14 protein-coding genes and 1 pseudogene are annotated in these 19,404 nt (G+C 52.4%); 5 read left to right on the forward strand and 10 right to left on the reverse strand.

What is annotated here, in order from left to right; translation table 11 throughout:
• Positions 1 to 265: 265 nt before the first annotated feature.
• From I6E40_RS06005 to I6E40_RS06015, 3 genes and pseudogenes are all read right to left on the reverse strand, one after another.
• A pseudogene (locus I6E40_RS06005) lies at positions 266 to 1,765 on the reverse strand (sulfatase family protein); the annotation flags it as partial.
• Positions 1,766 to 1,971: 206 nt separating this feature from the next.
• On the reverse strand, positions 1,972 to 2,754 hold the full coding sequence (locus I6E40_RS06010; protein ID WP_235386063.1) for a LytR/AlgR family response regulator transcription factor: 783 nt from the start codon (positions 2,752 to 2,754) through the stop codon (positions 1,972 to 1,974).
• A complete protein-coding gene (locus tag I6E40_RS06015; RefSeq protein WP_235386065.1) occupies positions 2,751 to 4,007 on the reverse strand; it encodes a sensor histidine kinase in 1,257 nt (418 codons plus the stop codon). Before I6E40_RS06015 ends, I6E40_RS06010 begins: the two co-directional genes overlap by 4 nt.
• A 334-nt stretch (positions 4,008 to 4,341) precedes the next feature.
• Between I6E40_RS06015 and argH the strand changes: the two genes are divergently transcribed.
• The 4 genes from argH to I6E40_RS06035 are packed head-to-tail and all read left to right on the forward strand — an operon-like array spanning position 4,342 to position 10,543.
• Positions 4,342 to 5,679 carry an argininosuccinate lyase gene (gene argH, locus I6E40_RS06020; RefSeq protein ID WP_235386067.1) on the forward strand — a complete coding sequence of 446 codons (1,338 nt, stop codon included), beginning with the start codon at positions 4,342 to 4,344 and terminating at the stop codon, positions 5,677 to 5,679.
• 52 nt (positions 5,680 to 5,731) lie between these two features.
• Entirely contained in the window at positions 5,732 to 6,334 is a 603-nt protein-coding gene (locus tag I6E40_RS06025) for a hypothetical protein (protein ID WP_235386069.1), read from the forward strand.
• Positions 6,335 to 6,371: 37 nt separating this feature from the next.
• Positions 6,372 to 7,796 (forward strand): leucine-rich repeat domain-containing protein, encoded by a 1,425-nt coding sequence (locus tag I6E40_RS06030; RefSeq protein ID WP_235386070.1) that lies wholly within the window; start codon positions 6,372 to 6,374, stop codon positions 7,794 to 7,796.
• 59 nt (positions 7,797 to 7,855) lie between these two features.
• Positions 7,856 to 10,543: a M60 family metallopeptidase gene (locus tag I6E40_RS06035; protein ID WP_235386076.1), complete on the forward strand. Its 2,688-nt coding sequence runs from the start codon at positions 7,856 to 7,858 to the stop codon at positions 10,541 to 10,543.
• Between the two features lie 332 nt (positions 10,544 to 10,875).
• Here the strand turns inward: I6E40_RS06035 and folD are convergent, their stop codons facing one another.
• The 7 genes from folD to surE form a co-directional block, all read right to left on the reverse strand.
• Positions 10,876 to 11,754 (reverse strand): bifunctional methylenetetrahydrofolate dehydrogenase/methenyltetrahydrofolate cyclohydrolase FolD, encoded by an 879-nt coding sequence (folD, locus tag I6E40_RS06040; RefSeq protein WP_235386077.1) that lies wholly within the window; start codon positions 11,752 to 11,754, stop codon positions 10,876 to 10,878.
• A 39-nt stretch (positions 11,755 to 11,793) separates the two neighbouring features.
• A complete protein-coding gene (ffh, locus tag I6E40_RS06045; RefSeq protein WP_235386079.1) occupies positions 11,794 to 13,137 on the reverse strand; it encodes a signal recognition particle protein in 1,344 nt (447 codons plus the stop codon).
• 85 nt (positions 13,138 to 13,222) lie between these two features.
• Entirely contained in the window at positions 13,223 to 13,900 is a 678-nt protein-coding gene (locus I6E40_RS06050; protein ID WP_235386080.1) for a DUF4923 family protein, read from the reverse strand.
• A 100-nt stretch (positions 13,901 to 14,000) separates the two neighbouring features.
• Positions 14,001 to 15,059, reverse strand: a complete 1,059-nt coding sequence (gene thiL / locus I6E40_RS06055; protein ID WP_235386082.1) for a thiamine-phosphate kinase — start codon at positions 15,057 to 15,059, stop codon at positions 14,001 to 14,003.
• A gap of 108 nt (positions 15,060 to 15,167) precedes the next feature.
• Positions 15,168 to 15,647, reverse strand: coding sequence for an outer membrane beta-barrel protein (locus I6E40_RS06060; RefSeq protein WP_235386084.1), 480 nt, complete (start codon positions 15,645 to 15,647; stop codon positions 15,168 to 15,170).
• Positions 15,648 to 15,849: 202 nt separating this feature from the next.
• Positions 15,850 to 16,986, reverse strand: a complete 1,137-nt coding sequence (gene lpxB, locus I6E40_RS06065; RefSeq protein ID WP_235386085.1) for a lipid-A-disaccharide synthase — start codon at positions 16,984 to 16,986, stop codon at positions 15,850 to 15,852.
• A 219-nt stretch (positions 16,987 to 17,205) separates the two neighbouring features.
• On the reverse strand, positions 17,206 to 17,964 hold the full coding sequence (gene surE / locus I6E40_RS06070) for a 5'/3'-nucleotidase SurE (RefSeq protein ID WP_235386087.1): 759 nt from the start codon (positions 17,962 to 17,964) through the stop codon (positions 17,206 to 17,208).
• Positions 17,965 to 18,269: 305 nt separating this feature from the next.
• Here surE and I6E40_RS06075 point away from each other — a divergent pair, with 305 nt between their 5' ends.
• Positions 18,270 to 19,175, forward strand: a complete 906-nt coding sequence (locus I6E40_RS06075) for a helix-turn-helix domain-containing protein (RefSeq protein ID WP_235386089.1) — start codon at positions 18,270 to 18,272, stop codon at positions 19,173 to 19,175.
• Positions 19,176 to 19,404 lie beyond the last annotated feature (229 nt).

Below are 19,404 nucleotides of genomic sequence, written 5' to 3' on the forward strand. Positions count from 1 at the left end.
CGCGTACGCTCGCTGTGTAGGGTTTGAAACGCCTCAATGTATGGTTCAATGTATAGTTTGTGTATAGTTTGCGCCTCAAACTATACATTCCGTAACGCACGATAAATCAGCAAAATGCAAGGTTGAATGTAGGGTTTTGTGTATAGTTTGTATAGTTTTTTTGTTTCCCCTTTTATTTACGATATGGTGCGGGTCGTGTAGCGTTTTCGCGTTTGGGAGTGACAAGTTCGCAGCCATACGTCGTGTCCTTCGCTATCCCCGCCGAGCGCAGTTCAGCGAGCACGATTGCCAGTCGGTCTGCTTCGGCGGGTTGGGAGGAGTAGAGGTTGTTTGTTTCGCCGGGGTCTTTGCTCAGGTCATAGAGTTGCGGGGTGGAGAGATAGCCCGTTTCGATGTTCACGCTGTTGATTTTCGCTACTCCGTTGGAAGGTTCAATGTATTTCCAGCGTCCGCTTTGCAGCGAGAGCGTTCGGTTGGCAGCCATTTCGACGACAAACTCACGGTCGTCGTGATTGTGTCCGAGCCAGGTTTCCAAACTGTTTCGACTGTCCATGGCGGCACCGAGGGGCACTTGCGTTTCGATGAGGGCGGCGGAGCCTGCCAGGAGGTCTATCTGAGAAATCAAAGCGTTGGAGGTTTCGCCGGCTGTGACGGTTCCCCTCCAACTGACAATGAACGGCACGCGGGTGCCGGCTTCAAAGGCACTGTATTTTCCACCTCGGAAAGGTCCCCAAGGAGTGTGGTCGCCGTTGAGTGTGGCGGCTTGGTCTTGATAGCCGTCATCCAGAACGGGTCCGTTGTCGCTGGTGAGAATGATGAGGGTGTTTTCGGTCAGTCCGTTCTCTTCCAGTGTTTTCATCACGTTGCCCACTGTTTCGTCAAATTGCAAGATGGCTTCGCCGCGGAGTCCGAGTTCGCTCTTTCCTCGGAAACGCTCGTGGGGCATTCGGGGCACGTGAACGTCGTTGGTGCAGAGATACATGAAGAAGGGATGCGCTTTGTGGCTTTTGATGAAGCGCACGGCGGCGGCAGCGATGCTGTCGGCAATGTCCTCATCGCGCCAGAGGGCTTTTCCTCCACCTTTCATGTAGCCGATTCTTCCGATTCCATTCACGATGCTCTGATTGTGTCCGTGGCTGGATTTGAGTTTGGTCAGCAGTTCGGGATTGGCTGCGCCTGTGGGTTCTCCGGCGAAGTTGGATGCGTAGCTGACGGAGATGGGTGCAGTAGGGTCGTAGTTCACGACCCTGCCGTTCTCGATGAAGACGCAGGGCACGCGGTCTGCGGTGGCAGCCATGAGATAGTGGTGGTCAAATCCGATGTCTTGCGGCGTCATGTCGAGCGTGCCGTTCCAATCCTGTGTTCCGGTTTTGTCTCCGAGTCCGAGGTGCCATTTGCCGATGGCAGCGGTGGCATAGCCTCGCTGCTTGAAGATGTCTGCCACGGTGGTTTGTTCGGGTCGAACAATCATTCCCGCGTTGCCGGCTGCGATGTTGGTGTCTTTGCGGCGGAAGCAGTATTCACCGGTCAGCAGGCTGTAGCGTGAGGGTGTGCTGGTCGAAGCGCAGGCGTGGGCATTGGTGAAGCGGATGCCTGAGGCGGCGAGTCGGTCCACGTTGGGTGTGCTGACGCGGGTGGCACCGTAGCAGGAGAGGTCACCATAGCCGAGGTCGTCCGCCACAATGACCACGACGTTCGGCAACTGTTGCGCACTCAGCGGAACTGCCATGGAAGCGAGGAGCCCTCCGAGTAGATGCTTTTTCATAGACTATAAGATTAAAGGGGTGTTCTAAAAAAGAAGGTTCTAAGATATGGAATAAGAAGCGCAAGGACTGTCCTAAAAATTGGGGAGTATCGCGGCATAAAAAAACGACACGACGCCACAAAAGTAATACAATTTGAGCGTTCGTGCCGATGACTTTGTGCAAGAAGCACGTTTTTCACGGAACTATGGTTCCACTTCACGTCTTCTCATCTTCCGAGATAGTTGGCTTCCACGTATTCTCCAAATTTGTCGCGATACATGTCTCCGAGGGGGAGCATATCTCCTGTGTCGAGCGTGATGCGGTTGCGGTTGATTTCCCGAACGGCTTTGAGGTTGATGATGTAGGAACGATGAATGCGCATGAAGTCCGAGGTCGGCAGTCGGTCTTCGATTTTCTTCATCGTCAGCAGTGCCATGACGGGTTTCTGTTTGTTCAAGAGGTGGAAGCGAAGATAGGAGCCCATGGACTCGACGTAGCAGATTTCGGAGATATTGAGGCGGATGACCTTGTAGTCCGTTTTGAGATAAATGATGTCTTCCTGGAGTTCGGATTGTTTCGCGGCAAGGGCAGAAGGAGCGGCGGGAGCGGGATGCGTGTACTCCTCCTTCCACTCCTCATCCTCTTTTTTCGTGAGTTCCACCAAGCGTTTCACCTTGCGGGCAGCATGCATGAACTCGTCCATGCCAAAAGGTTTCAGCAAGTAGTCCACAGCATCCACCTTGAAACCCTCCACGGCAAACTCAGAGTATGCCGTCGTGAAGACAATCAAAGGAGGTGAGAGGAGGGAACGCACGAAATCAATGCCGTTCAGTTCGGGCATGTTGATGTCAATGAAGATGGCGTCCACGGCATTTCCTGCCAAGAACTCCTTGGCTTCCACGGCGCTTTGACAAACGCCACTGAGGGTGAAAAAGGGCACTCGTTTCACATAACTTGCCAACTGTTGAAGGGCAAGAGGTTCATCATCAATGGCTAAAACTTTAATCATGGTTCAGAAGGATGAAGAATGGGAATGACAAGCCGCACGCTATAGGTGTCGGTCTCGTTTTGAAGTTCAAGGGTGAAGTTGTTGCCGTAGAGCAGTTCCAATCTGCGCCGCGCGTTGGCAATGCCGACGCCGCTTTCTTCTATGGAGGATTGAGAGATGTTGTTCTTGCTGTTGCGGCAATGGAAGACTATGTTCTCTTCATCAACCTCAAGGCTGATGGAGATGAAACTGGGCTGGCGAAGACTGATGCCGTGTTTGAAAGCATTCTCAAGAAAGGTTGTGAAAAGCACGGGCGGCACCTCAGCCTGTGGTGGAACGGAAGGGAGTTCCAACGAAATCTTCACGTCGTCCGAGAAGCGAATCTTCATGAGCGAAACATAGTGCGAAATGCTCTCAATTTCTTTCCGCAGAGGGATGAAGTGACGGTCTCCGTCATAGAGCAGATAGCGCATCATCTTTGAAAGAATCACAATCGTCTTCTTTGCCTTCTCGGGGTCAATGTCCACAAGCGCATGAATGTTGTTCAGCGTGTTCATGAAGAAATGCGGATTGATTTGGTATTTGAGATAGGCAATCTGATTCTCCAAGTTTTGTTTTTCCAGCTCTTCCAACTTGCGGCGGTCGGCAAGGGAGCGCACCGAGTTTTTGACGCCGAGATTAAGCGCGAGAATGAGGAGCACGACAGCGGTGGGGATGATGTCACGACTGAGCAAACCGAAGGGCGGACGGCCAAAGGGGGGACGCCCGTTCTTCTTGCCTGGTCGTCCCAGTCTTCCGTCGTGGTCATGGGGATGCGGTCTCTCACCTTTTTGATCAAGAGGACGTTCGGCGTGATTGTTCTTGTCGGATTTCTCAAACGGCGACGGCATGCCGTCATGCGAAGGATTGTGACCTCGTTCTTGCCGGAAGTGCTCACGATGCTCTCTGTCGTGAAAAGGCGGCGTAGAGAACTGATAGATTTCAAAAGGAACAAGAAGGAGAACAACTCCGAGCAAATAAGTCAATCGTTTTTTGTGATAGACAAAGAGCGGAGCGAGAAAAAGATTGTGCAGGAGGAATATGCCCCAATAGACAAGCAAATCCATCCAACTCATCTTGACGTCCAGCCAAGCGTCAAAGGTGGAGCTGCGTCCGTGGCTCACTTGAAAGTACATGAGCGCAAGGGGAACAAAGAAAATGAAGAGCCAAATGACAAGATAGGTTGTTTCTTCTTTCCTGTTCAGATGAAAAAAACGAAGATTCAGATTCACCATAGGAGGGGTGATGTGCAATGAAAAAGAAACGGACGAACTGCGCAAAAGGCAGACAACTGACGAAATTAAAGCAACATGATTGCGCGACAAAAATAAGTTTTTCTCCGTTCTTCTGCAAATAGTTTTTTCCAAACCCTGCTTTTTGTCGCTGAACCCAAAGCTCTGACAAAACCTGCGTCATGAATAGAAAACATAAATGATAAACTTTGCCAAACTTTTTTTATTCATCATTTTAATTTGTTACTTTTGCCACGGAGTTAATGTATTTACTTTCCTTTCCGCAACGCCGGAAAAAAACGTTCCAGCCCAAAATTCAAAACACAAAAAATAATTCATGAGACTCTGGCAAAAGAACACCATACCCACAGAAGAAATAGACCGCTTCACGGTCGGACATGACCGCGAACTGGACGTGATGCTCGCAAAATGGGACGCACTGGGTTCGATGGCACACGTGACCATGCTCCACTCCATCGGACTCATTGACGACGACGAACTGCCCTGCCTGCTGGCAGAACTGAAAAACATTGTCCGAGAAGCAGAAGAGGGTCGCTTCGTCATTGAAGACGGCATCGAGGACGTGCACTCCCAAGTGGAACTGACACTGACACGCAAACTCGGCGACATGGGAAAGAAAATCCACGCCGGACGCTCCCGCAACGACCAGGTGCTGCTGGACCTGAAACTCTTTGCCCGCGACGGGATTCGACGCGTGGCTGAAGCGGTGAAGAAACTCTCCGACGAACTCTTGGCGAAGAGCGAAGAATACAAAGACGTCGTGATGCCGGGCTACACGCACCTGCAAGTGGCAATGCCGTCAAGTTTCGGACTGTGGTTTGGCGCCTACGCCGAAAGCCTCACCGACGACCTGCTCCTGTTGGAAGCTGCCTACCGCCTGACAAACCGCAATCCGCTGGGCTCTGCGGCAGGCTACGGCTCTTCCTTCCCCTTGAACCGCACGATGACCACGGAACTGCTGGGCTTCGACGGTCTGAACTGGAACGTGGTCTATGCACAAATGGGACGCGGCAAGATGGAACGCGACGTGGCGTTTGCACTGGCGGGCATCGCCGGCACAGTCGCCAAACTGGCGTTCGACGCCTGTCTCTTCAACTCCCAAAACTTCGGATTCGTGAAACTGCCCGACGAATGCACCACGGGCTCAAGCATCATGCCTCACAAGAAAAATCCGGATGTCTTTGAACTGATTCGTGCCCGCTGCAACCGCCTGCAAAACCTGCCACAAGAATTGATGGCGGTGATGAACAACCTGCCGAGCGGCTACTTCCGCGACTTGCAGGAACTGAAGGAAGCATTCCTCCCTGCGTTCGACCGACTCATCGACTGCCTGCACATGGCTGCCTACACGGTGGAACGCATCAAGGTGAACGAAAGCATCATCGATGACCCACGCTACGACGCAATGTGGTCGGTGGAGGAGGTGAACCGCCGCGCCGCTGCCGGCATGCCTTTCCGCGATGCCTATCGCGAAGTGGGACTGGAAATCGAACGCGGCGAGTTCCGACCGGAGAAATGCCTGCGCCACACCCACGAGGGCAGCGTGGGAAATCTGTGTAACGCAGAAATCGCCCGACGCTCCGCCGAACTCTTCCACTCCTTTGACTTTGCCCGCGTCGCAAAAGCCGAAAACAAACTGCTGGGAAGGGAATGAGCATCCGGAATCACCCTTTTTTCTCTTCAACACTTTTGTCCTCTTCCATCTCATGAAAACGCTGCCCCCATCTCTCCTTCGCCACGCTCTTTCCCTCATCCTGCTTTTGGCGGGAGCAACCGGACTCTGCACCGCGCTGACGGGTTGCACGGACACGGTGGAGGACCTCTACAGTCGCGAAGTCAAAGCCTATTTCTACTTTTCGCCCGTGACAGCGGCATTCCCGCTGGAGGCAGCCGTCACCTCACCGGGAATGTGGACCACGGTGGAAGCCGTCAGCGAACGCACCTATCGTTTCGTCTCAAACGACGGACGCAACTCGGCACAGGCAACGTCCAACCCACAAAACGGAAGTTACTCACAACCGTTTGAGTGTGTGATGGGATTCATCGTCGGCACGCCCTCCGTGCCCGACCTCCAAATGAACTTTGTGCCGATGGCATTCGACTTGGCTTGTCCAACCTGCTTCCACGGCACTCCCTCCAAAAACCATCGGCTGCGCTTCACGGGAGCCGGAAAAGAACAGGTGAACTGCTCCTTCTGCGGCGAAACCTTTGACCTGACCCAAAACGGCGCAGGCGACCAAGGAAACCGCCTGCTGCGCTATCCTCTGACCTACTCCGGCGCCACCAACGCTGTCTTCGTCAGAAACTGAGAATCATTGACATATTACATAACTTTATCTAATCACCATGAACAAAATTCCATTACTACTGGCTGTAGCCGCACTTTCGTCGGGAGCCTTACAGGTTCGTGCTGACGAGGTGAAACTCACCACGGGACTCACTCCGGGTGAGAAGCTTCAAGTTGCCTTCAACAGCGACGTGCAGCTAAAACTGACATGGGGAAACGACACCGAAGAAACGGTGAACTGCCCCGGCGGCCCCATGGAAATCGAGGTGAAGGACGCAGACCTCACCATCTCCACGATTTCCGGAAAAATCTATTCGCTCTTCGTGCAGGGCAACAAACTCTCTGCACTTGACATTTCCAAAGCCACCAATCTGAGACAACTCTTTGCAGCAGACAACGAACTGACGGAACTCTCCACTACAAACTGCACCCTGCTCGAAGAAGTTGACGTGCAGGGCAACAAACTCACCGCGCTGGACCTCCAGAAAAACACCAAAATCAAGGACATCAACGTGGCGCAGAATGCCCTGACGGGCAGCAGCCTCAAACTCGCCACTTCCGCAAGAGTTCAGAACTACGTGACTGCCCACAACGAACTGACCAGGGCTGCCTCCTTCTCCATGAACCTCTATGAAGTGAGCACGCTCTGGATGCAACACAACAAGGTCACCACTTCCCTCGCCCTGAACGGAACGGAAAACCTGCGCTCCCTCTGCGCTTCCTCCAACGAACTGCCGGCAATCACCATGGGCAACGCCCCCGTGCTGAAAGAATGCTGGGTGGAAAACAACAAACTGACTTCGCTGGACTTCAGCAAAGGAGCACCGGTGCTGGAAACCCTCGTTGCCAACGACAACGACCTCAGCGAAATCATCTACGATAAGAATTGTAAGGGCATCTTGGACTACGTCTATATCCAAAACAACGCGCTCTCCATCCCCTCCATGCCCAGCATCGCGAAAACCGGTGCCGTGAGCCACTATGCCCTGGCACCTCAGAGACCTTATCAGGCGGAAAGCTCCTACGAACTCAACACGCAGTATGACCTCAACATCTACAACAAAAACGGATTCGGAGTCAATTCCAACCCCATCTTCACCTTTGTGAACGGAGAAGGCTACACGCTCGTGAAAGGAACGGACTACACTCAGACTGCCACCAGAAGAGTCACCTTCCTCAAATCACACGCCGACGTCATGCTCCACATGACTTCTGCCACCTACTATCCGAATCTGGAATTTGTCATCGGTCCCTTCACCGTGGGCGAGCCTTCAGGCATCACTGACGTGACGGTGAACAGCAACCTCTTCGTGGAAGGCGGCGTGGGCACACTGACCGTCAGCGCTTCCTCACCCGAAGCCCTCCGCGTCGTTTCTGCTGCCGGACAGACCATTGTGGCAAAGACCGTTGCCAACGGAACCACCACGCTGTCTCTCCCCGCCGGCGTCTATGTCGTCAACGGAAAGAAAGTGCTCGTGCGCTGACCAAAACGGCAGATTCACTCCTTTATATATATAATAGAATATAAACACACAGAAATCACATGAAATCCTTCTATAAAGCAAGTCTGCTCGCGCTCGCTCTGTTTGGACTCACCGCTTCCGCGCAGAGTCTCAAATTTGACGAAGACGCACAGAAAGCTCCCCACATCATGGCGAGCAAAGACGTTGTCGAAGTGAACTACAACGCCGGATTCAGCACCGTGGCTGTCATGGCGAACTTCGACGGATATGAGGTGGTGAAAAACACCGAAGACGCTGACTGGGTCAGCTTCCGAAAAGAAGCCAACGGCAACATCACCTTCTTCACCACCTATAACCTGGAAACCACTGCCTCCCGCAGCGCATCCTTCACGCTGAGAAACGCAGATGGCACTGCCTCCTGCGACATCACCGTGGTTCAAGCTCCCAACAACGCTGCAGAGGACATCGGCGACGTGCTCCTTCCTATCGCCTCTGCCACTGCCTCCTCCACCAACAGCAGCAGCGAAGACATCACCAAATCCTATGATGGAAACGTCAGCACGCTCTGGCACTCCTCCTACAACGGATGCACCTTCCCCGTGACACTCACCTACACGCTGAAAGAGGCATCTCACGTGGACTACATGGTCTATACACCGCGCACCAGCGGCGTGAACGGAAACTTCGGAGAGGTGAAGGTCTATTATGCCACCTCCGCAGAACCCTCCACCTGGGTGCTCGTGAAAGGAGCTGACTTCGGAAAGTCCAACACTCCCTCCACACTGAGCTTCGGCGAAAACGGCATCAACGACGTGCTGAAAGTGAAAATTGAAGTCTATTCCGCCGGAAGCGACAAAACCACCAACTTCGCCTCCTGCGCCGAAATGGGATTCTACTCCATCGATGCCGCACTCCTGGACGCCATGAACAACATCTTCACCAGCAAACTCTGCAACGAACTCAAGCCCGGTGTGGATGCAGCAGCGGTGGCTGCCATGACGCAACCCTATCTCAAAGTGCTCGCCACCAAACTGCTCGAAGGAAACTACTCCACCCGCTACAGAGTCGGATCCTTCGACTGCTATCGCAACCGCACACTCCTCCAAAGCGAACTCTGCACCAGCAACGCCTACGACCTCTATGAAAACCCCACCGGAATCTACGTGGACAAGGACGAACAACTCGTCGTCTTCGCTGACAAGATTGACCCAAACTATCCCGTGGACCTCTGCATTGCCAACTTTAGCAACAAGGCGGACATCGAAGCGGAAGGACAAGCCGCATCATACTACTCACTGAAAAATGGCATCAACGTCTTCAAAGCAAATAACCGAGGTAATATCTACGTTAGCTACTACTCCAACAACGAAACTGCCGCACCGCAAGTGGACCTCCACTTCGCCATGGCACGTGAAAACGGCTACTTCAAGCAAGGACGCGACAACAACGAAGAGTGGAAACGAATCCTCGACAATGCCGTCAGCGACAACATCGACATCCTCAGCAACCGCCTCCACGTGGTTGCTCCCGTCCAACAACTTCGCCTTGGAAAAGTCACCAACGCCGAGAAACTCGTGCTGATTTATGACAGCCTCATCTATCGCGAACGAGAAATCATGGGACTACCGCAACGCAACCTCGAACCGAAAAACCACCAGTTCGCACGCCCCGTCAAAAGCGGAATGTTTGCAGACGGATATGGCGCAGCTGCCTACTTTGACGCGTGGGTCGGATGGACCAGCCACGAAGACTTCGAATTCTGGGGCATGGCACACGAACTCGGACACAACAACCAAATCACTCCGGGATTCAAATGGCACGGATGCGGCGAAACCACCAACAACATCTACGCCTCCTGGGTGGAACATAAACTGAAATCTAAGAAAGCCTACGGAAACGGCTATCACAGACTTGAAGACGAAGTCACCGGCATCGATGACTACAGCGGCATGCGCGGCGGACGCTTCCAAGTTTATCTCGAAGAAGGTGTGCGCAAAGGCATCTCATGGCAACTGCAGGATGGTTGCGACTACCACGGCACCACTCCCAACAACAAAACCGTGAACGACGAGGATGAAAACGGAAACACACTCGGCAGCGTCACCACAAAGACCCGAAACTACGACCACTTCGTTAAAGTCGTTCCCTTCTGGCAACTCTCTCTCTGGACCGAAGAATGCGAAAAAGCACCCGGAGCATGGGGAAACCTGATTCACTCCTATCGAACCAACTTCAACGCAAGCACCTTCAACACTGCCGGAAAACAGCAGATTGAAATGATGAAACGTTTCATGGACGGCTGCGGCATCGACCTCTGCGACTTCTTCGAAAAAGCAGGTCTCCTCAGACCGATTCACGCCTACATCGAGGACTACTCTCCGGGCTGGAACGTCATCACGCAAGCCATGTGTGACGAACTGAAAACCTACATCGCAAGCAAAGGATATCCCAAAGCTCCCGCCGCACTGAACTACATCAACGCCTACAACTGCGAGAACTTCCGCAACGAAGTGCACCTCGCTGAAGGAACCGTGGGCAACGGATGTACGCTCCAGAGCAACAAAGTGAAGGTGGACAACGAAGCATGGCCCGGCGCAGTGGGTTACGAAACCTACAACGCCGCCGGCGAACTCATCCGCATCACTATGTTCGGCCTCGGAGACAGCCAGATTTCATCTAAATACACCTACGTTCTCTTCCCCTCCGATGCCAACTACATCATGGCAGTGGGCTACGACGGCACCAAGGTGAAAATCTATCAGAAGTAAGTTCTGACTCACTTTCCCAAAAACTCCCGCAGGTTGCACCAAGCAAATCCTGCGGGAGTTTTTTTGTGTGTGACTTTTGGCTGTGATTGACGCTGTTTTGATAGTCATTTAACGGCGTCACGACGGGTCGGTGACGGGACGAATCACGTGGCTCAGCGTGGTAGCGGCAAATATTTGACCGTAGAAAAGTTTGGTGTATGTAAGCAGAAATATGGCTGTCCGGTAAAAACTTTTCTGTGCGCAAAAAAAGTTTTACCGGACAGCCATACTTTTCACTGAATCCGAAATTCGTCAAAGATCTTCAAAAAAACGAATGATGAAAAAAAGCATCATTACGCGTAGAATTCATGCTTGGCGGCGGAGAGTGTGTTCAGCATCAACATACAAATCGTCATCGGTCCCACGCCACCGGGAACGGGCGTGATGGCGGAACAGAGCGGGGCGACGTGTTCAAAATCAACATCACCTTGGAGGCGGAAACCTTTCGGACGAGTGGAATCCGGCACACGGGTCGTGCCCACGTCAATCACCACGGCACCGGGCTTGACCATGTCTGCCGTCACAAAAGCCGGACTGCCCACAGCGGCAATGAGGATGTCAGCATCGCGACACTCAGCCTGAAGATTGCGGCTCTGACTGTGACAAACGGTGACGGTCGCGTTTCCATAACCCTTCTGCAACATCAGCTGCGCCATCGGCTTGCCCACAATGTTGCTGCGACCAAGCACGACGCACTTTTTTCCGATGGTGTCAATGTCATAGCGACGGAGCAGTTCGAGGATTCCTTTCGGCGTGGCGGAGATGAAGCAGGGAAGTCCAATCGCCATGCGTCCCACGTTGATGGGATGGAAGCCATCCACATCTTTGCGATAGTCAATGGCTTCGATGATTTTCTGTTCTGAAATATGAGCAGGGAGAGGAAGTTGCACGATGAAACCATCCACGTTCGGATCGCGATTCAGTTCGTCCACTTTCGCCAACAGTTCCTCCTCCGTCACATCTTCTTCAAAGCGGATGAGGGAGGAGGTGAAGCGACATGCCTCACACGCCAAGACCTTGTTGCGAACGTAGGTCTCACTGCCGCCATCATGTCCCACAAGCACCGCAGCCAAGTGCGGCGCACGTTTTCCCGCCGCCAGCATGCGGTTCACCTCTTCGGCGATTTCTTCTTTGATTTTTGCTGCTGTCGCTTTTCCGTCAATCAGTTGCATTGGAAGTTTAGTTTAGGGGTTGGGTGTTCTGTAGGAGTCTCATCTTTTCGGCATACCGGGAATTTTGGGCATGCCTGCCATGAGCTTGCTCATGTTGTTTCCGGAGACGAGTTTCATCATCTTGCGTGTCTGCTCGAATTGCTTGACGAGGCGGTTCACCTCTTGGAGCGACGTACCGCTACCTTTGGCAATTCTCAGTTTTCGGCTTTGGTTGAGAATTTCCGGTCGGTGGCGTTCCGCAGGCGTCATGGAGAGGATAATGGCTTCAATGCCCTTGAACGCGTCATCGTCAATGTCCACGTCTTTGAGCGCTTTGCCAACACCGGGAATCATGGACGCAAGGTCTTTCAAATTGCCCATCTTCTTGATTTGCTGAATCTGGTTCAGAAAATCGTTGAAGTCGAACTGGTTCTTGCGGATTTTGCGTTGCAGTTTGAGCGCTTCCTGTTCGTCAAACTGTTCCTGTGCTTTCTCCACAAGGCTGACGATGTCACCCATGCCGAGGATGCGGTCTGCCATTCGTTCGGGATGGAAAACGTCAAGCGCTTCCATCTTTTCGCCCGTTCCGACAAAGAGAATGGGCTTATCAACCACGTTACGAATGGAAAGGGCAGCACCACCGCGGGTGTCGCCGTCGAGTTTTGTCAGCACAACTCCTTCAAAGTCGAGGCGGTCGTTGAACTCTTTGGCGGTGTTCACGGCGTCCTGTCCGGTCATGGCATCGACCACGAAGAGGGTATCGTCGGGTTGAACTGCTGCCTTGATGGCGGCGATTTCGTTCATCAGTTCTTCATCGACGGCGAGGCGTCCGGCGGTATCGACGATGACGGTGTCATAGCCTTTCGCCTTGGCTTCGTGAACGCCTTCAAGAGCAATCTTGACGGGGTCTTTTTCCTCGCGGTTCACATACACCTCCACGCCAATCTGCTCACCGAGCACCTGGAGTTGGTCAATGGCGGCGGGACGATAGACGTCGCAGGCAACGAGCAAGGGTTTGCGTGATTTTTTGTTTTTCAGCAGGAGCGCGAGCTTACCGGAGAGGGTCGTCTTACCCGCACCGTTGAGACCTGCCATGAGAATGACGGAGGGTCGGGAGGAGAGTTTCAGTTCTCCGGCTTGTCCGCCCATGAGTTGGGTCAGTTCGTCGTGGACGATTTTGACCATGAGTTGTCCCGGTTTGACGCTGGTGAGAACGTTCTTTCCGAGTGCCTTCTGCTTCACCGTGTCGGTGAATTGCTTGGCAACCTTGAAGTTCACGTCGGCATCAAGGAGGGCGCGTCGCACGTCTTTGAGTGTTTCGGCGACGTTGATTTCTGTGATTTTTCCTTCGCCCTTCAGCAATTTGAAGGAGCGTTCAAGTCTCTCGCTAAGATTTTCAAACATATTTTGGAAAAGGGTCTAAAAGGTCAAAAGTGGCTGGCGCTTTGAGCGCCAACGAAGGCGAACTGAGCAGCGCAGAAGGCGTTTCTTATTTGCTCATCTGCAAGCCGACGTAGAGTCCGTCGTAGTTGCTCAGCAGTTCTGATGCGGTTTTGAGGGTGGAGTTGCTGCTGAAAGCGGAAAGAGTCTTGACGAGCGTCAGGAGTTTGTCGCTGTCCATGAGCAGACTGATGTTTGAACCGTTGCGGGCGATGCGCGGCGTCATGGTGCCGAGTCCGTTGAGGTAGGTGAGCGTCAGCTTTTTGTTCGCGCTGTCGAGGGTGTATTGTCCGTTGATGGTGCGGCTTCCGATTTGTGCGGAATAGGTGTTGTCCTTGTTGAAGGTGAATTTGCAAGACCCTTTCTTGAGTCCCACTTTTTCAAGTCCTGCGCTCAACTTCTCTTCGATGGACGCAGCCGCTATTTCGCCGCCCGCTTTGGCGAGGAAGTTTTCAGTCTCGAAGACGCAGTCAGCAGTCTGATAGGTCCAAGTGCCGACGAGGTCATTCTGAGTGAGGGTTGTGCCGGAGTTGAGCAGATTGCCCAGCAGGCTGGTGAGTCCCGTGGTCAGTGCGGAGCTGGTGGAGCTGCCACTCGTCAAAGCCCCACTGCCGAGCAGACCTGTTCCGGTTGTGCCGCCTTGAGAAAGGAGAGAAGAACCGTTACCACAAGAAGTGAAAAGAAGGGAGGCTGCCATCAACGCAGCGGAAAAGAATGTACGTTTCATTGCTTCAATGTTTTAGGGTTTAGTTTTTATGCTTTTTGTTACGGATGATTTGAATGATTCGGATGTGACGTCCTATTTTCTGAATATAAAAAGGCGGTCGTCATGCCTCGCTTTTCTCTGCGAGCGGGTTCCAGCCCTGCGCTTTGAGGTCGAACTCTTGTCCGTCGCGGGTCACGAGTTTCTGTCCGAGTTCGGCGCGGGTGACATAGCCAATCTCTTTCACATCAGGGAGAGTAGTCACCAGTTCGTGGGCGGTGAGAGGCACGGTGAAAAGGAGTTCATAGTCTTCACCTCCGTTGAGTGCGGCGGTATAGACGTTCATGCCAAACTCTTCGGCGGCAAGGGCGGTCTGATAATCAACCGGAATTTTCTCTTCATAGATTCTGCAGCCCACGCCGCTCTTTTTGCAGATGTGCATCAGTTCGGAAGAGAGTCCGTCGCTGATGTCAATCATGGCTGTCGGGAGAATCTCCGCTTTCTGCAGGGCGTCAATGACGTCGCGGCGTGCCTCGGGTTTGAGGATGCGCTCGATGAGATATTCTCTTCCGCTGAAGTCAGGTTGTGCGACGGTTTCCGTGCCACCCTTCTGTCCGCTGAGCACACGCTTTTCGCGTTCAAGGAGTTGAAGCCCGAGATAGGCGGCACCGAGGTTTCCGCTGACGCAGATGAGGTCGGTGTCGTGTGCTCCGGAGCGTTTGACAATGCGTTCTTCCTCGACTTCACCGAGACAGGTGATGCTGATTGCCACGCCGGTGAGTGAAGACGTGGTGTCGCCTCCAACGAGATCAACGCCGTGTCGTTCGCAGGCGAGGCGCAGTCCGGCGTAGAGTTCGTCGAGGTGTTCCACCTTGCATTTTCTGCCAACAGCGATGCTGACGAGGAGTTGACGCGGACGAGCGTTCATGGCATATACGTCACTGAGATTCACCATTGCCGCTTTGTAGCCGAGATGTTTGAGGGGCGTGTAGGTGAGGTCGAAGTGAATGCCCTCCATCAACATGTCCGTGGTCGCCACGACGCGGTTTTTTGCGTCTGAAGCATAGTTCATCACAGCACAATCATCTCCCACTCCGAGAAGAGTGGAGGCATTGAAAGGCGCAAGTCCTTCAGTGAGTCGGTCAATCAGTCCGAACTCACCCAAAGTGGAGATTTCCGTCATTTTCGGTTTGGGAAAATTCTAAGTTATCTTCTATAATAAAAACCGTCATGACTTCGTGAGAATCGCCGGTGGCAGTTCTCACGAAGTCATGCGGAGTTCATTTTGTGGTCAGAAGTAGAAGCCGAGTCCCACCTTCAGACCAACGGTGCTCTTGTTGGAAAAATCGTCAACCGACATTTGATAGTAGGCAGCCGGTTCGATGGTGAGGTGTTTGTTGATGAAGAAGGCGTAGCCCACTTCCACGGGGATGGCGAAGTCGTTGCTTTTGGGCGAATAGTGGATGTAAGTTGCGCCGGCACCGAGGAAGACACCGCACTGGTCGAAATAGTAGCGCGCACCGACACCGAAGTTAAAGTCATCGGATTCCTTGGTGTGATTATAGCCCACCTGAGCGCGAAGCATGAGGCAGTCATCGATGAAATAGCCTGCATTGGCATCGAGTCCAAAGCGGAACTTCTGTTCGCCGCTGTATTGCAGGTTCAATCCCGTCAAGGCGGTGCTGAGGTGTTTCTTACCCTTTTCAAACTGCGCGCTGGCGCTCAAGGTTCCCGTCAAAAGAATGAGAACGAGGAGAATCTTCTTCATCATGTTTTCTTGAATAAAAGGATGGGAAATGTGGCGCACTCAAAGCGCCATTCGTTGAAATACAGCGCAAAAATACTGCTTTTCTGCCAACTAACAGCCGTTTCCTCCTTTTTTTGTGAGATGGGAGCACGGCTCTTTCATTGAAGATTGCCCAAGACTTTCAATGTGTTCTATTTCATAGCCCCCACATTTTGAGATTTCTGGACTACACGACACTCCCTTTGAGTCGTTCCACCATTTCTTTGGCGGCACGTTGTGGTGCTCCGGGTTCGCCGAGGATGCGCGCCATGGTTTCGTAGTCCGCAAGCATTTGTTCGCGCTTCGCTTCTCTCGGCAGAATCTCTGAGAGGGCAGCACGCACGCGTTGCGGCGTCATGCCGTCTGCCACCAATTCTTTCACCACTTCTTTTCCGCAGACCAAATTCACGAGGGAGACGAAGGGCACTTTCAGCAGGTGACGACGCAGCCAAGAGACAAACTTTCCGCAGACGATGTAATAGCAAACCACCTGCGGCACACGAAACAGCGCTGTCTCCAAGGTGGCAGTCCCGCTGGTGACAAGTGCAGCGGAGGCTTGATGGAGAATGTGATAGGTGCGCCCTTTTTCCAAACGACAAGCCTCGGACGGAAGTGGAGAGTTTCGGAGTATTTGAAGGTAGAAGTCTTCAGGAATGGATGGTGCGGCAGCAATGACGACGCGATAGTTCTTTGTCAGGGGTGCCACGGCTTGGAGCATTCGACTCAGATTGTCTTTAATTTCCTGTTTTCGTGAGCCGGGCAGCAGGGCGATGGTCTGCTCCGACATTTCGCTGCGCGGATGTTTTTCAAGAAACGCGTGCACTTCATCCACGGTCGGATTGCCGACGTAGGACACTTCATAGCCATGCTTTTTCTCAAAATAGTCTTTCTCAAAAGGAAGGATGGAGAACATTCGGTCCACGTGACGACGAATGGCATGAATGCGGTGTTCCTTCCAAGCCCATATCTTAGGAGAAATATAGTAGAAAACAGGACAGATGCCTTTTTCCTTGACATAGGCTGCAATCTTGAGATTGAAACCGGGATAGTCCACAAGAATCACCGCATCGGGCTTCCAAGCGGCAATTTCCTCTTTGCAACGCTTCATGCCACGCAGTATGGTCGGGAGATGAAGCAGAACGGGAATGAAGCCCATGTAGGCAAGGTGTCGGTAGTGACAAAGCAGTTCCCCGCCGGCAGTTTCCATTTCATCGCCGCCGTAACAGCGGAACTCTGCTTCGGCATCTTCTTGCTTCAGCGCCATCATCAGATGCGCAGCGTGGAGGTCTCCACTGGCTTCACCGGCAATAAGAAAGTACTTCATGTCTTGTCGCTATTCCTATTTAGTAATATGAAAATAATAAGTTGCGTCAGATTTGAATTAGATTTTCGAGGTCAGATTTTCACCCGAAGAAGGAGCATAGTCGTAACTATGTGACTGATGAGGGAGGAAATATGGACCGAAAAGATTTTCAAAGATGATGCAGGTTATTTTTTGAGGATTACTTAATATATAAAGGTACACAAATGGACTTTCTCGCTGTCAAATCAACACCTCCCTCAGCACGCTGATGAGTTCGTTGGCGGTGACGTCGAGTTGGGTGGGAGTGATGGCGACATACCCGTTCGCCAATGCCCAGCGGTCGGTATCGGTGGCTTCCGGTTCAAGTTCCACGCTTTCGCCGACCAGCCAATAGTATTTTCCTCCCCACGGATGCTCTCTTTCCGCCACTTCCTTCTGCCAGCGACTGCGAGACATCCTGCAGACTTTCACGCCTTTGAACTTTTCCGCTTTTGGGAAATTCACGTTCAGACAGGTAAAGGGCGGCAGTCCCGCAGTGATGGACTTAAACATGAGGTCCACGAGATAGGGCTTCAGCGGAGTGAAGTCCGCCTGGAGACTATGATCGCAGAGCGAGAACGCCACGGAGGGATAACCCTGCAGCGCACCTTCGATGGCAACGCCCATGGTGCCGGAGTAGTGGGCATTGACCGAGGAGTTGTCGCCGTGGTTGATTCCTCCGACAATGAGGTCCGGCTTGCGGTCGGGGAAGAGGTTGAGTGCCATTTTGACACAATCAACGGGTGTGCCAGAGCAGGCATATATTTCGAGCCCCTCTTCTTTACTGACAGGTTTGAGGGTCAGCGGATGTCCCGCGGTGATGGAACAAGCAAAACCCGAGCGCGGACTGTCAGGAGCCACGACAAGCAGGTCTGCGTGAGGACGCAGGGTTTCAATGAGAAAGCGCAGTCCGGGAGCATCCACGCCGTCGTCGTTGGAAAGAAGGAGAAAAGGACGCATGATGATTTTGAGAAAGATCTGGAGGTGCAAAACTTTACATCTGCACCCCTTGATGGTGTTCAGAAATTGTGTGCAAAGTTCGCATTTCTCTCTGACATATTCAAGAAAAGAAGACTCTGCGCCCAATCAAGTCTTCTTTTTGGGAGTCAGAAATGGCACATTCGGACGAAAAAATGGGACAAAATTCATTTTGAAAAGGAAAGCATGTAAAATTTTAGAAGAAAGAGCCTCTTCATTTGAAAATTAGTCATTTAATTTGTCGCAGAAAACTAAATCTTTGACTCACCTTTTTAATTTGTAGAACTATGAGAACGTTGAAAAAACTCCTTTCCCTGTCGGATCCGCCTTCTGCCTTCCGCACCACCTGCAACCGTCACTTCTGCGTCATCAGCGATTGCGCACTTCAACTTTGCGCCGGCAAAGTCATTCGCCACACCGAAGCCTACACGGCATTCATCTGCGAGCGCGGCACGTGTGACGTCCGCATCAACGAAGTTCCCTTCCATCTGACTCCCCAAAAGTTGCTCTTTTGCCAGCCCGGCACACGCATTGAGAGTACCAACATCTCCGATGATTACTTTTGCAAGGGATTTTATCTCAGCAAACGATTCTTCACAGAACTTCTAAACGTTCCCATGGGAATGTGGAACGTGAATCGTTTTCTTTCCTCCAACCCTGTCGTTTCGCTCTCCGAAACCGCTCAGGCTCTTTTTCTTCAGTACTATCAAATGATAGAGAGACGGATTTCTGCTTCCGGCAATGACCTTCGCAACAATTTTGTCATGCGCAACTTGATGCAGGCTTTCGTTTGCGAGTTTCATGCCGCCATGGAAGTCAGCCACATCGCTGAACAACCCGCCTTCACCTCCGCCGACAATCTCTACCGCAGTTTCCTTGACCTCATCTTCTCCACCTATCCCAAACCGAGGGAAGTGACGTGGTATGCTGACCGCCTTCACGTTTCTCCCAAGTATCTGAGTTTCATTTGCAAGAGCAACTGCGGTGAAACGGCTTCGCAACTCATTCGTCGTTTGGTGATGGAAGACGTGGAACGCATGTTGGGGCGTCCGGACAAGTCCATCAAGGAGGTGGCAGGCGAATTGAACTTCTCCACACTCTCTTTCTTTGGGAAATATGTCAAGAAGAACTTTGGTCTTTCCCCCAAACTTTTCCGCCGCGGTTTGATAGAAGACGCACGCGTCACAAACTGACGGCTCGCCCGGTCATTTGAGAATTGAGTGTCTCCAATAAAGGTGAAAGTTCTGCCAACGGACTTTCACCTTTATTCTTGCCTAAGTCTTTCCTCGCTCTGCGTGTTTCCACGTCACGCTCTCCCCTTCCTCTCCTGCCATTTTGTCGGTATTTCTAAAAAAATGTGGAGGATGAGGCGTTGGCAAGGCGTTTGTTAAGTTGAAAAGCGAAAGCGCGAAGCAAGCCCTA

The sequence above is a fragment of the Prevotellamassilia timonensis genome (assembly GCF_021531665.1).
Lineage (GTDB): Bacteria > Bacteroidota > Bacteroidia > Bacteroidales > Bacteroidaceae > Alloprevotella.